11 protein-coding genes and 1 riboswitch are annotated in these 12,238 nt (G+C 69.1%); of the genes, 8 read left to right on the top strand and 3 right to left on the bottom strand.

Annotation, left to right across the window (positions count from 1 at the left end):
• Positions 1 to 745: ROK family protein (locus tag ACFWP5_RS49245; protein WP_384172907.1), on the bottom strand; the 745-nt coding region annotated here is incomplete at its 3' end.
• Positions 746 to 876: 131 nt separating this feature from the next.
• Between ACFWP5_RS49245 and ACFWP5_RS49240 the strand changes: the two genes are divergently transcribed.
• The 3 genes from ACFWP5_RS49240 to otsB all read left to right on the top strand — a co-directional run bounded on the left by ACFWP5_RS49240 (position 877) and on the right by otsB (position 3,378).
• The gene (locus tag ACFWP5_RS49240; protein WP_384172903.1) at positions 877 to 2,121 is read left to right on the top strand and encodes an extracellular solute-binding protein; all 1,245 of its coding nucleotides are present in this window, start codon (positions 877 to 879) and stop codon (positions 2,119 to 2,121) included.
• Between the two features lie 67 nt (positions 2,122 to 2,188).
• Positions 2,189 to 2,440, top strand: a complete 252-nt coding sequence (locus ACFWP5_RS49235; RefSeq protein WP_365305873.1) for a DUF3263 domain-containing protein — start codon at positions 2,189 to 2,191, stop codon at positions 2,438 to 2,440.
• Positions 2,441 to 2,514: 74 nt separating this feature from the next.
• Positions 2,515 to 3,378: a trehalose-phosphatase gene (otsB, locus tag ACFWP5_RS49230; RefSeq protein WP_384172900.1), complete on the top strand. Its 864-nt coding sequence runs from the start codon at positions 2,515 to 2,517 to the stop codon at positions 3,376 to 3,378.
• Positions 3,379 to 3,541: 163 nt separating this feature from the next.
• On the opposite strand, the gene ACFWP5_RS49225 is transcribed toward otsB, so the two are convergent.
• Both ACFWP5_RS49225 and ACFWP5_RS49220 read right to left on the bottom strand, forming a co-directional pair.
• A complete protein-coding gene (locus ACFWP5_RS49225) occupies positions 3,542 to 4,963 on the bottom strand; it encodes a trehalose-6-phosphate synthase (RefSeq protein ID WP_384172897.1) in 1,422 nt (473 codons plus the stop codon).
• 105 nt (positions 4,964 to 5,068) lie between these two features.
• Positions 5,069 to 6,013, bottom strand: a complete 945-nt coding sequence (locus ACFWP5_RS49220; protein ID WP_384172894.1) for a glucosyl-3-phosphoglycerate synthase — start codon at positions 6,011 to 6,013, stop codon at positions 5,069 to 5,071.
• Positions 6,014 to 6,203: 190 nt separating this feature from the next.
• Positions 6,204 to 6,350, top strand: a riboswitch (SAM riboswitch).
• Between the two features lie 15 nt (positions 6,351 to 6,365).
• Between ACFWP5_RS49220 and thrC the strand changes: the two genes are divergently transcribed.
• From thrC to ACFWP5_RS49195, 5 genes are all read left to right on the top strand, one after another.
• Positions 6,366 to 7,682: a threonine synthase gene (gene thrC / locus ACFWP5_RS49215; protein ID WP_384172891.1), complete on the top strand. Its 1,317-nt coding sequence runs from the start codon at positions 6,366 to 6,368 to the stop codon at positions 7,680 to 7,682.
• A 120-nt stretch (positions 7,683 to 7,802) separates the two neighbouring features.
• On the top strand, positions 7,803 to 8,078 hold the full coding sequence (locus tag ACFWP5_RS49210; RefSeq protein WP_384172888.1) for a MoaD/ThiS family protein: 276 nt from the start codon (positions 7,803 to 7,805) through the stop codon (positions 8,076 to 8,078).
• Between the two features lie 431 nt (positions 8,079 to 8,509).
• Positions 8,510 to 8,716, top strand: coding sequence for a cold-shock protein (locus ACFWP5_RS49205; protein ID WP_019057200.1), 207 nt, complete (start codon positions 8,510 to 8,512; stop codon positions 8,714 to 8,716).
• Between the two features lie 384 nt (positions 8,717 to 9,100).
• The gene (groL, locus tag ACFWP5_RS49200) at positions 9,101 to 10,729 is read left to right on the top strand and encodes a chaperonin GroEL (protein ID WP_200690012.1); all 1,629 of its coding nucleotides are present in this window, start codon (positions 9,101 to 9,103) and stop codon (positions 10,727 to 10,729) included.
• A gap of 263 nt (positions 10,730 to 10,992) precedes the next feature.
• Positions 10,993 to 12,123: an NADH:flavin oxidoreductase gene (locus ACFWP5_RS49195; protein WP_384172884.1), complete on the top strand. Its 1,131-nt coding sequence runs from the start codon at positions 10,993 to 10,995 to the stop codon at positions 12,121 to 12,123.
• The last annotated feature ends 115 nt before the right edge of the window (positions 12,124 to 12,238 follow it).

The raw sequence follows: 12,238 nt of genomic DNA, 5'->3' as shown, positions 1-12,238 counted from the left end.
TCGTGCGGGGGTCCAGGAGGGTGAGGGCGGTGACGAGGCCGTCAGCGAGGGCGTCGACGGCCTCCTGCCAGACGGACCGGGCCCGGGGGTCGCCGGAGTCGACGGCTTTGGCGCAGTCGGCCGCGTCCGCGTCCGGGTCGCCGGAAGCGGTGGCCCACGCCTCGGTCACCGCCGCCGCGGACGCGTACCGCTCCAGGCAGCCGACCTGGCCGCAGGGACACGGGGTCCCGCCCGGTCGTACGACGACATGGCCGATCTCGCCCGCGAAGCCGTGCGCGCCCGCCTCCACCCGGCCGTCGATGCCGATCGCGCCCGCTATACCGGTGCCCAGCGGCACGAACAGGAAGCGGTCGGCGCCCTTGCCCGCGCCGATGCGGCCCTCGGCGAGACCGCCGGTGCGCACGTCGTGGCCGAGGGCGACCGGGACGCCGCCGAGACGGGCGGCGAGCAGGTCGCGCAGGGGTACGTCGCGCCAGCCGAGGTTGGCCGAGTACGCGGCGATGCCCCGCTCGGCGTCGACGATGCCGGGGACGGCGACGCCGGCGGCGGACGCGGGCTCGCCGTAGTGCTCCTCGCCGTACGCGCGCAGCTCGGCGGCGAAGCCGAGGATGTGCTCGACGACCGCGTCCGGTCCGCGCTCGCGCCCGGTCGCCCGGCGGGCCCGGTGCAGCAACTCGCCGCCCGTGCCTACGAGGGCGGCCTTCATCCCGGTGCCGCCCACGTCGAGGGCGATGACATGTCTCACGGGGGACAGTGTGGCCCGTCTACCCGCGAGAGGTCTAGTCCACTCACGTGGTGTAGACCTTATGGGTTCGCAGAGCGAACGTCACGACAGCAAAGGTTGGGGATTCAGCGGTGCAGCGGCGTAGGACAGGAATGATCGCGGTGGTGTCCGCACTGGGCATGACGGCGGTTCTCGGCGGCTGCGGCCTCGGCGGAGGCTCCGGTGATGTCACCCTGAGACTCGTCGCCGCGGACTACGGCGACTCCGCGTCCAACAGTTCGCAGAAATACTGGGACGCCCTCGTCAAGGCGTACGAGGCGAAGCACGCGAACGTCAAGGTCGAGGTCAGCGTCTACTCCTGGAACGACGTCGACCGCAAGGTCAAGGAGATGGTCGCCGCCGGCAAGGCGCCCGACATGGCGCAGATCGGCGCGTACGCGGACTACGCGGACGCGGGCAAGCTGTACTCCACCGCCGACCTGCTCTCCATCCCCGTAGAAGCCGATTTTCTGGAGCCGCTGCTGGACGCGGGGCAGGTGAACCACATCCAGTACGGCATGCCGTTCGCCGCGTCTACGCGCGTCCTCTTCTACAACAAGACCCTCTTCACCGAGGCCGGCCTGACCCCGCCGAAGGACTGGAGCGAGCTGGCCGCCGACGCGGAGGCGCTGAAGGAGCGGGGCGTGAAGTACCCGTTCGCGCTGCCGCTCGGTTCCGAGGAGGCGCAGGCCGAGACGATGCAGTGGCTGCTCGGCGGGGGCGGTGGCTACACCGACGACATCGGCACGTACACCCTCGACTCCACGCAGAACATCTCCACCTTCACCTGGCTGCGCGACGACCTTGTCGCCAAGGGCCTGACCGGGCCCGTGGCGCCGGCCAAGCTCAACCGCGCGGACGCGTTCGCCGCCTTCGCCAACGGTGACGTAGGCATGCTCAACGGGCACCCGACCCTCATGCAGCAGGCCGCCAAGAAGGGCGTCAAGTTCGGCACGGTCGCGATGCCGGGGCGTACCGGCAAGGCCAAGACCACGATGGGCGTCGCCGACTGGATGGCCGCGTTCAAGCAGAACGGTCACCGCGAGCAGATCGGCGACTTCCTCGACTTCGTCTACAGCGAGAAGAACGTCCTCGCCTTCTCCCGCGAGTACGACCTCCTGCCGGTGACCAACTCCGCGTCCGAGGCGATGCAGGCATCGAAGCAGGACCAGGCTCTACGGCCCTTCCTGGAGGAACTCCCGCTGTCCACGCTCTACCCGGTCGGCAACACCTCCTGGTCCACGGTCAGCGCCGACATAAAGAAGCGGATAGGCCAGGCGGTGGCCGCGAACGGCAGCCCGGCTGCGGTGCTGGGGCAGTTGCAGGCGTCGGCTTCGTTGGCGGAGAGCGGCAAGTAACGGCGGCAGCGGCGGGGAGTGGGCGGAGCCGGGGCCGTTGTCAGTGGCGGGGGTTACGGTGCAGGGCATGGACAAGGACCGGCCCTCGCGGCTTCCCTCACTGAACCGGAGGGAACAGGACATCCTCGCGTTGGAGCGCCGCGGCTTCCCGGGCCCCGGCGTGAAGGAACGCGCGATCCGCGAGGAACTGGGCCTGGCCCCCGTGCGCTACTACCAGCTGCTCAACGCCCTGCTGGACGACGAGCGGGCCCTGGCCCACGACCCGGTGACGGTGAACAGGCTGAGACGGGTCCGTGACACGCGGCGCTCGGAGAGGTGAGGAGAGGTGTGGGTCCCGGCCGTGCGGCGGTGAGCGAGGGGTAGGACCGCCCCCACCCGGATAGGGTCGTTGACATGGGCAGCCCTCAGGACTCCACCGATCCCCTGCACGCACTGCCGACCCCCGTCACCCGTGCCGGGCGCGAAGGCCTTGAGGCGATCCTCGCCAAGCCCGCCGCCGCGGTGATCGGACTCGACTTCGACGGCACGCTCGCACCGATCGTGCCGGACCCCGAGCAGGCCCGCGCGCATCCGGGCGCGGTGCCGGCGCTGGCCGCACTCGCCCCGAAGGTGGCGTCCGTGGCCGTGATCACCGGCCGCCCGGCCGGCGTGGCGGTCCGCAACGGCGGCTTCGCGGGCGTCCCGGCCCTGGCACACCTGGTCGTCCTCGGTCACTACGGCACGGAACGCTGGGACGCGGTGAGCAGCACGGTCAGCGCGCCCGCCCCGCATCCCGGGGTCGCGGCGGTCCGCGCCGAACTCCCGGGCTTCCTCGACCGGATCGGCGCCTGGCAGGGCACGTGGATCGAGGAGAAGGGCCGCGCGCTCGCGGTCCACACCCGCCGAGCCGAGGACCCCCAGGCCGCCTTCGAGGCCCTACGAGCCCCCCTCACCGAGCTCGCCACCCGCCACGGCCTGATCGTCGAACCCGGCCGCATGGTCCTGGAGCTGCGCCCACCCGGCATGGACAAGGGCGTAGCCCTCCTCGACTACCTCCGCGAGACCGGCGCCGAGTCGGTCCTCTACGCGGGCGACGACCTCGGCGACCTCCCCGCCTTCGCGGCCGTGGAAAAACTCCGCTCGGACGGCGTCCCCGGGTTGCTGGTCTGCAGCGGCAGCGACGAGGTCACGGAGTTGCGGGAACGGGCCGACCTGGTGGTGGACGGCCCGGCGGGGGTCGTAGGACTGCTGTCGGCGCTCGCGGCTCAACTGGGGTGATTCGAGGCCGGGGTGGGGGCCTAGACCTGCTACTGGCCTCTCCGGAGGCTGGGGTCCTTTCTAACCAGTCATGAACCACCACAGTGGTTAGGAACGGCCCCAGCTTCCAGCGACCCCCACGGCCGCTCTGCCGCTCCCCCGACGCGCCCCGCCCCGGCCCCGCTCAACTCGTCCGATCGCGCAGCGCGTTCAGCTGTTCCAGGAACCACTGGGCCGGAGGCAGGGCCGTAGCCGCCGCCGTCAACCTCTTTGTCCGCTCGGCCCGTTCCCCGGCCGGCATGGTCAACGCCTCGTGGAGCGCGCCGGCTGTGGCGATCACGTCGTACGGGTTGACCGGGATCGCGTCCTCGCCCAACTCCTCGTAGGCGCCCGCCTCCCGGGAGAGGACCAGGACGCAGCCCTCGTCGGAGACGACCGGGACCTCCTTGGCGACGAGGTTCATGCCGTCGCGGATGGGGTTGACGAGGGCCACGTCGGCGAGGCGGTACGCGGCCAGGGAGCGGGCGAAGTCGTCCTTGACGTGCAGGACGACCGGGGTCCAACCCGCCGTCCCGTACTGGGAGTTGATCTCGTCGGCGACCCGCTGCACCTCGGCCGTGTAGTCGCGGTAGACGGCGAGGTCCTGCCGGGAGGGGTAGGCGAACGCCACGTGGACGACCTGCTCCAGCAACTCCGGGTGGTCGTCGAGGAGTTGGCGGTACGCCAGCAGTCCGCGCACGATGTTCTTGGACAGTTCGGTGCGGTCGACGCGGACGATGGTCCTGCGGCCCGCGCCGATCTCCTCGCGCAGTGCGACGATGCGCTCCTCCACGTCCGGCTCGTGCGAGCGGGCGCGCAGGAAGTCGGCGTCGGCGCCGAGGCCGTGGACGCCGATCCGCGTGTCACCCGGGCCCCCGGCGAACTCCGTACAACAGGCCGTGAACGCGTCCGCCCAGCGGTGGGTGAGGAAGCCGAGCCGGTCCGCGCCGAGCATGCCCGTCAGCAGCTGCTCCCGGATGTCGTCCGGCAGCATCCGGAAGTAGTCCGCCGGTGCCCACGGCGTGTGCGAGAAGTGGCCGATCCGCAGATCCGGCCTCAACTCCCGCAGCATCCCCGGCACCAGGCACAGGTGGTAGTCCTGCACGATCGCGACCGCGCCCTCCGCCGCCTCCTGTGCCAGCGCCTCCGCGAACGCCCGGTTGTACGTCTCGTACGACGCCCACTGGCGCCGGAACTCCGCGTCGAAGACCGGCTCCAGCGGGGTCTGGTACAGCATGTGGTGGACGAACCACAGCACGGAGTTGGCGATGCCGTTGTACGCGTCGGCGTGTACATCGGCCGGGATGTCCAGCATCCGTACGCCGTCCTCGCCGACCCCGCGCCGTACGGCCTCGCGGTCGCCGTCGGACAGCGCCGAGCACACCCACAGCGCACCCGCGTCCGGGCCGATCGCCGACAGCCCGGACACCAGCCCGCCGCCGCCGCGCTTGGCGCGCAGCGAACCGTCGTCGCCCACCTCGTACGAGACCGGGCCGCGATTGGACGCGACGAGCACCTGAGCGGCACCGCGAGGGGAGGGGGAAGCCGTAGAAGCCGTGGAAGCCATACGCCACAACCTAGCCCGGCCCGGAAACGCTCAAACGTACGGACGGCCGTCTGCGGACCGTATGAGTCCGTATACGACCGTCCGTGACCGTCTATGACTGTGCGGTTATGCCACCTTGCGGGACTGGTACTCGGTGATGTCCGCCATCGGCGGCCGTTCCTCCGTGTCCACGGAGTACGTGCGCGGCTCGAAGCCGTCCGGACCCCGTTCGAACTGGGTCAGGGACGGCCGGATGAGGTGACCGCGGGCCAGCCTCAGCTGAGCCGTGCGGTAGATCTGCGCGGCCATGCGACCCAGCGCCTGCCCGTCCTGGTGCCGGTGCTTGCGCACGCCGACGTCGACCTGGGCGAGGGCGTTCAGGCCCACCAGGTGCAGCGCGTCGACGAGCATGCCCAGCTCGACGCCGTAGCCGACGGGGAACGGCAGTTGTTCGAGCAGTGAGCGGCGGGCCGCGTACTCGCCGCCGAGCGGCTGCACGAAACCGGCCAGCTGCGGCCAGTGCATGTTCAGCAGCGGGCGCGCCATCAGCTCGGTGACCCGGCCGCCCTGGCCCGCCGCGCCGCCGAGCGGGCGGTCGTACATCGCCTTGACGAGGTCGACGCCGGGGTCGGTGAGCAGCGGGCCCACGATCCCGGTGACGAAGTCGGAGGAGAACTCCTTCAGGTCCGCGTCGATGAAGCAGACGATGTCACCGCTCGTCACGAGCAGCGAGCGCCACAGCACCTCGCCCTTGCCGGGCACGGCGGGGATGCGGGGCAGGATGTCGTCACGGTGCACGACCCGGGCGCCCGCCGCGGCGGCCACCTCGGAGGTGCGGTCGGTGGACCCGGAGTCGACGACGACGATCTCGTCGACGAGCGGGACCTGCTGCATGAGGTCGTGACGGATGATCGCGACGATGTCGCCGACCGTCGCTTCCTCGTTGAGCGCGGGCAGCACGACACTGACCGACTGGCCCGTGCGCTGCTTGGCGGCCAGAATCTTGTGGAGCGGGCGATCGGTCATGGACCAGGAGCGGGTGCTCAGCCAGCGCTCGACTTCCTTCAGCACGTTGCGCGGCTCCTCTGCGTTCTCTCGGCGAGCAGTGATCACGGAGTGTGTGTGATCCGTCTCGCGGTTCGGACGGCTCACTCAACTGTCCTGGCCTTCGGTTACAGTTTTGAACAACGCTGATGACCATCGCATGTCGGGGGTTGTCGACGCTCACGCAAGTGACACAACCGCATACACAACTGAACACCGCTCATCCAGAGGGGCAGAGGGATACGGCCCGTTGAAGCCCCGGCAACCCTCCAGCCGGTCTTGTCACGTTGATGTGGCGAGGCTCCCGGCTCGGGAAGGTGCCAAATCCGTCTCACGGCGAGATGCGTCGTGAGGAAGATGAGGAAAGGGCCTCGCCTCCATGGCTGCGCAGACTGTCGCAAGCACCACGAACCCCGCGAACACGGACACGAACTCCGCGAACGCCGTCGATCTCGGCCCCGCCGCCGCGCTGTCCTGCCGCGAGTGCGGCCACCGCGTCCCGCTCGGTCCGGTCTTCGCCTGCGAGGAGTGTTTCGGCCCGCTGGAGATCGCCTACGACTTCTCGGCCTACGACACCGAAGAGCTCCGCAAGCGCATCGAAGCGGGCCCCGCGAACATCTGGCGGTACGCGCCCCTGCTGCCCGTCCCCGCCGACGTGGCCGACAAGCCGAACATCAACCCCGGCTGGACCAAGCTCGTCCAGGCCGACAACCTCGCCCGCGAACTGGGCGTCGACGCGGGCAAGTTGTTCGTCAAGGACGACTCCGGCAACCCGACGCACTCCTTCAAGGACCGCGTCGTGGCCCAGGCCATCGAGGCCGCCCGCGCCTTCAACTTCACGACCCTCTCCTGCTCCTCCACCGGCAACCTCGCGGGCGCCGTCGGTGCCGCCGCCGCGCGGGCCGGCTTCCGCTCCTGCGTGTTCATCCCGCACGACCTGGAGCAGGGCAAGATCGTCATGGCCGCGATCTACGGCGGCGAGCTCGTCGGCATCGAGGGCAACTACGACGACGTGAACCGCTTCTGCTCCGAGCTGATCGGCGACCCGGCCGGCGAGGGCTGGGGCTTCGTCAACGTCAACCTGCGGCCGTACTACGCGGAGGGCTCCAAGACCCTCGCGTACGAGATCTGCGAGCAGCTGGGCTGGCAGCTCCCCGACCAGCTCGTGGTTCCCATCGCCTCCGGGTCGCAGCTCACGAAGATCGACAAGGGTCTGCAGGAGCTGATCAAGCTCGGGCTCGTCGAGGACAAGCCGTACAAGATCTTCGGGGCGCAGGCGGAAGGATGTTCGCCGGTGTCCGTCGCCTACAAGGCCGGGCATGACGTCGTACGTCCGCAGAAGCCGAACACGATCGCCAAGTCGCTGGCGATCGGGAACCCGGCGGACGGCCCTTACGTGCTGGACATCGCCCGGCGTACCGGTGGGGCTGTTGAGGACGTCAACGACGAGCAGGTTGTCGACGCGATCAAGTTGCTGGCCCGGACCGAGGGGATCTTCGCGGAGACCGCCGGTGGGGTGACCGTCGGTGTGGCGAAGAAGCTGATCGAGAACGGGTTGCTGGATCCGACGCTGACCACTGTCGTGTTGAACACCGGTGACGGTCTGAAGACGCTGGACGCGGTTGCCGGCACGGGGCTCACCGCGACGATCCGGCCGAACCTCGAGTCGTTCAGGGAAGCTGGGCTCGCGTCGTAAGCGTCGTTCTTTGTCTGCGGGCCCGTGGGGGTTGGTCGCGCCCGCGCGGCGGTAGCAGCACGTCGACACAGCCCCGCGCCCCTGAAAGCCAGAAGCCGTACCTGACCGGAGGTCTTGAGCATGAGCGTTTCTGTCCGCATCCCCACCATCCTTCGCACCTACACCGGCGGTAAGGCCGAGGTCTCCGCCGAAGGTGCCACCCTCGCCGAGGTCATCACGGACCTGGAGAAGAACCACACGGGCATCTCCGCCCGCGTCCTGGACGATCAGGGCAAGCTGCGGCGGTTCGTCAACGTGTACGTCAACGATGACGACGTGCGGTTCGAGCAGGGGCTGGAGACGGCCACTCCGGAGGGGGCCGGCGTCTCGATCATTCCGGCCGTCGCCGGCGGCTGATAATTACCCTCGGTAACGCCGATTACCAAGAGTTCATCGAATTGCCCCCTCCGTGAGAGAAGCGGAGGGGGCAATTCTGTAGGGTTGAGCGGGGTACAGTTGGGGAACGCGCTCCACTCCGCATGCCGGACGCATATGAGTACCCGCTCCGCGTGCGATGAGAAGTAGCCAAAGTGTGCAGACTTTTTGCGCGTTATGTTCCCTTTATCGGGCCCGACTTGCCCTGAAGTCGGACGAATTCTCCGTAAATTCCCGACCGGTCCTGCCCGGAATTCTCGTCGGATTGACCTGTTGCAGACGGCAGTTGGACGGATACATTCGGCCGCGGTCGACGCGTTCCGGCGCACGCCCCCAATCCTGTGGGGGGTGAGGTCTGACCCGGATCCGCGAAGTGCGGGTCCGTGCAAGGGCCAGTAATAGGGGAGTTAGGCATGGCTCAGGGCACCGTCAAATGGTTCAACGCGGAGAAGGGGTACGGCTTCATCGCGGTCGACGGTGGTGCGGATGTTTTCGTCCACTACAGCGCGATTCAGATGGACGGCTACCGCACCCTGGAAGAGGGTCAGCGGGTCGATTTCGAGATCTCGCAGGGTCAGAAGGGGCCGCAGGCGGACATGGTCCGGCTCGCGACCAGCTGAAGCACGCGCCGACGAACAGCAGCGACGTTCTTCGTTCCTCACCGAAGGGCTCGTACTCCTGGGGGGTCACCTCCTGGGGTACGGGCCCTTCGTCATGCCCGGAGCGTGCCCGGAGCGTGCCTCGCGCGTCCGTCACGCAGGCCCCGCGCGCACCTCGCGCGCCCCGTGAAGGAGGGGCCCAGAACGCGGGAGCCGCTTGCACTCGACCATGCCGAGTGCTAATCATTGGCGTTAGCACTCTGAAGGTGAGAGTGATAACGAAGGACCGGGTCGGTGAGGCCCGCAGGCCAGGTGGTGCAAGGAACCACGGGGCAGGCAGGCCGTCCGTCGCGGGCGCCAGCGCGGTCCGGAGCAATCCACCCCAGTCCGGGAGGACCACTTCACATGGCCAAGATCATCGCGTTCGACGAGGAGGCACGGCGCGGTCTCGAGCGCGGGATGAACCAGCTCGCCGACGCCGTCAAGGTCACCCTTGGCCCCAAGGGCCGCAACGTCGTCCTCGAGAAGAAGTGGGGCGCCCCCACGATCACCAACGATGGTGTTTCCATCGCCAAGGAGATCGAGCTCGAGGACCCGTACGAGAAGATCGGCGCCGAGCTGGTCAAGGAAGTCGCCAAGAAGACGGACGACGTCGCCGGTGACGGTACGACCACCGCGACCGTCCTGGCCCAGGCCCTCGTCAAGGAGGGTCTGCGCAACGTAGCCGCGGGCGCCAACCCGATGGCCCTCAAGCGCGGTATCGAGAAGGCCGTCGAGGCCGTCTCCGGTGCCCTGCTGGAGCAGGCCAAGGACGTGGAGACCAAGGAGCAGATCGCTTCTACGGCCTCCATCTCCGCCGCCGACACCCAGATCGGCGAGCTCATCGCCGAGGCGATGGACAAGGTCGGCAAGGAAGGCGTCATCACCGTCGAGGAGTCCCAGACCTTCGGTCTTGAGCTTGAGCTCACCGAGGGTATGCGCTTCGACAAGGGCTACATCTCGGCGTACTTCGCCACCGACATGGAGCGTATGGAGGCCGTCCTCGACGACCCCTACATCCTGATCGCCAACTCGAAGATCGCCAACGTCAAGGACCTGCTCCCGCTCCTGGAGAAGGTCATGCAGTCGGGCAAGCCGCTGCTGATCATCGCCGAGGACGTTGAGGGCGAGGCCCTGTCCACGCTGGTCGTCAACAAGATCCGCGGCACCTTCAAGTCCGTCGCCGTCAAGGCTCCGGGCTTCGGTGACCGTCGCAAGGCCATGCTCGGCGACATCGCCATCCTCACGGGCGGCGAGGTCATCTCCGAGGAGGTCGGCCTCAAGCTGGAGAACGCGACCGTGGATCTCCTCGGCCGCGCCCGCAAGGTCGTCATCACCAAGGACGAGACGACGATCGTCGACGGCTCGGGCTCGGCGGACCAGGTTGCCGGTCGCGTCAACCAGATCCGCGCCGAGATCGAGAACAGCGACTCGGACTACGACCGCGAGAAGCTCCAGGAGCGCCTCGCCAAGCTCGCCGGCGGCGTCGCCGTCATCAAGGCGGGCGCGGCCACCGAGGTCGAGCTCAAGGAGCGCAAGCACCGCATCGAGGACGCCGTTCGCAACGCGAAGGCGGCCGTCGAGGAGGGCATCGTCGCCGGTGGCGGCGTCGCGCTCATCCAGGCGGGCCACGTCTTCGAGAAGCTTGAGCTCGAAGGTGACGAGGCGACCGGTGCCGCGATCGTGAAGCTGGCCCTTGAGGCCCCGCTGAAGCAGATCGCCGTCAACGGTGGCCTCGAAGGCGGAGTCGTCGTCGAGAAGGTCCGCAACCTGCCCATCGGTCACGGCCTCAACGCCGCGACCGGTGAGTACGTGGACATGATCGCCGAGGGCATCATCGACCCGGCGAAGGTCACGCGCTCTGCCCTGCAGAACGCCGCGTCCATCGCCGCGCTGTTCCTCACCACCGAGGCCGTCATCGCAGACAAGCCCGAGAAGGCCGGTGCCGGCGCGGGTGCCGGTGGCGGCATGCCGGGCGGTGACATGGACTTCTGATCGACCTCTGGTTGATCAACGGTCTTACCGAGGGCGGTACTTCCTGTTCCGACAGGAGGTACCGCCCTCGGGCGTGTCCGGGTCACGGGTGGTCGGGGTCACAGGTGTCCGGGATCACAGGCCGAGGTGCGGGACGGTTGGAATGAGGGGCTTGGCCGGGGGGTTGTTGTTGACGCATGATCGATGCATACGCACATACCACCTGGTACCTGACGTCTGGCGCCTTGTGCCTGACACCCGGTAATCCCGAGGAGCCCCCACACGTGTCTACGACCGCCCCCGCCTCCCGAGCGGCCGAAATCCTCGGCCGTCCGATCACCCTCAACGGCCTGACCGTCCCGAACCGGATCGTGATGGCGCCGATGACCCGGCAGTTCTCGCCGGGCGGCATTCCCGGTGAGGACGTGGTGTCGTACTACGCCCGCCGCGCCGCCGCAGGTGTCGGTCTCATCGTCACCGAGGGCACCTACGTCGGTCACGACTCGGCCGGGCAGAGTGACGACATCCCGCGTTTCCACGGCGCGGAGCAGCTCGCGGGCTGGGCGAAGGTGGCCGAGGGCGTGCACGCGGCCGGCGGCACGATCGTGCCGCAGCTGTGGCACATCGGCATGGTCCGCGAGCAGGGCCAGCCCCCGTTCGCGGACGCCCCCGCGGTCGGCCCCTCCGGGCTGCGCATCGGCAGCGACGAGGTCACCGGTACGGCCATGACGCAGCGGGACCTGGACGACGTCATCGGCGCCTTCGCCGAGGCGGCTGCCGCCGCTGAGCGGATCGGCTTCGATGGCGTCGAGCTGCACGGCGCGCACGGCTACCTCCTCGACCAGTTCCTGTGGGCGGGCACCAACCGTCGTACGGACGCCTACGGCGGTGACGCGGTCGCCCGTACGAAGTTCGCGGCGGAGATCGTGGCCGCCGTACGCGAGACGGTCTCGCCGGAGTTCCCGATCATCTTCCGTTACTCGCAGTGGAAGCAGGACGTCTACGGCGCCCGTCTCGCCGAGACCCCGGAGGAGCTGGAGGCGATCCTGACTCCGCTCGCGGCGGCCGGTGTGGACGTCTTCCACGCGTCCACCCGCCGCTACTGGCTCCCCGAGTTCGAGGACGCCGGTTCCGACCTCAACCTCGCGGGCTGGACCAAGAAGCTCACCGGCAAGCAGACCATCACCGTCGGCTCGGTCGGCCTCGACGGCGACTTCCTCAAGGGCTTCCGCGGCGAGGGCGCCCCGGTCAAGGGCATCGAAGACCTCCTCGACAGCCTGGAGCGCGACGAGTTCGACATGGTGGCTGTCGGGCGGGCGCTGCTTCAGGATCCCGAGTGGGCGGCGAAGGTGCTTGCGGGGCGGGTGGAGGAGCTGGCGCCTTATGACGCGGCGGCGCTGCGCTCGCTGAGCTGAGCTGAGCTGAGCTGAGTTGTGGGTGCGGGTGGGTGGGGGTGCGCGTCCCGGGGGGGGGGGGGCCCCCCCCCCCCCCCCCCCCCCCCCGGGCCCCCCCCCCCCCCACCCCCACCGC

It is taken from the genome of Streptomyces sp. NPDC058469, assembly GCF_042721125.1.
GTDB lineage: Bacteria > Actinomycetota > Actinomycetes > Streptomycetales > Streptomycetaceae > Streptomyces.
Note: the sequence above shows the minus strand (reverse complement) of the source record. Positions and strands in the feature narration are given on the sequence as shown.

Excerpts from the sequence above, each read along its gene's own strand:
- ACFWP5_RS49240 (WP_384172903.1), top strand. The coding sequence starts at position 877 with ATGATCGCGGTGGTGTCCGCACTGGGCATGACGGCGGTTCTCGGCGGC.
- ACFWP5_RS49235 (WP_365305873.1), top strand. The coding sequence starts at position 2,189 with ATGGACAAGGACCGGCCCTCGCGGCTTCCCTCACTGAACCGGAGGGAA.
- otsB (WP_384172900.1), top strand. The coding sequence starts at position 2,515 with ATGGGCAGCCCTCAGGACTCCACCGATCCCCTGCACGCACTGCCGACC.
- ACFWP5_RS49225 (WP_384172897.1), bottom strand. The coding sequence starts at position 4,963 with ATGGCTTCCACGGCTTCTACGGCTTCCCCCTCCCCTCGCGGTGCCGCT.
- thrC (WP_384172891.1), top strand. The coding sequence starts at position 6,366 with ATGGCTGCGCAGACTGTCGCAAGCACCACGAACCCCGCGAACACGGAC.
- ACFWP5_RS49210 (WP_384172888.1), top strand. The coding sequence starts at position 7,803 with ATGAGCGTTTCTGTCCGCATCCCCACCATCCTTCGCACCTACACCGGC.
- ACFWP5_RS49205 (WP_019057200.1), top strand. The coding sequence starts at position 8,510 with ATGGCTCAGGGCACCGTCAAATGGTTCAACGCGGAGAAGGGGTACGGC.
- groL (WP_200690012.1), top strand. The coding sequence starts at position 9,101 with ATGGCCAAGATCATCGCGTTCGACGAGGAGGCACGGCGCGGTCTCGAG.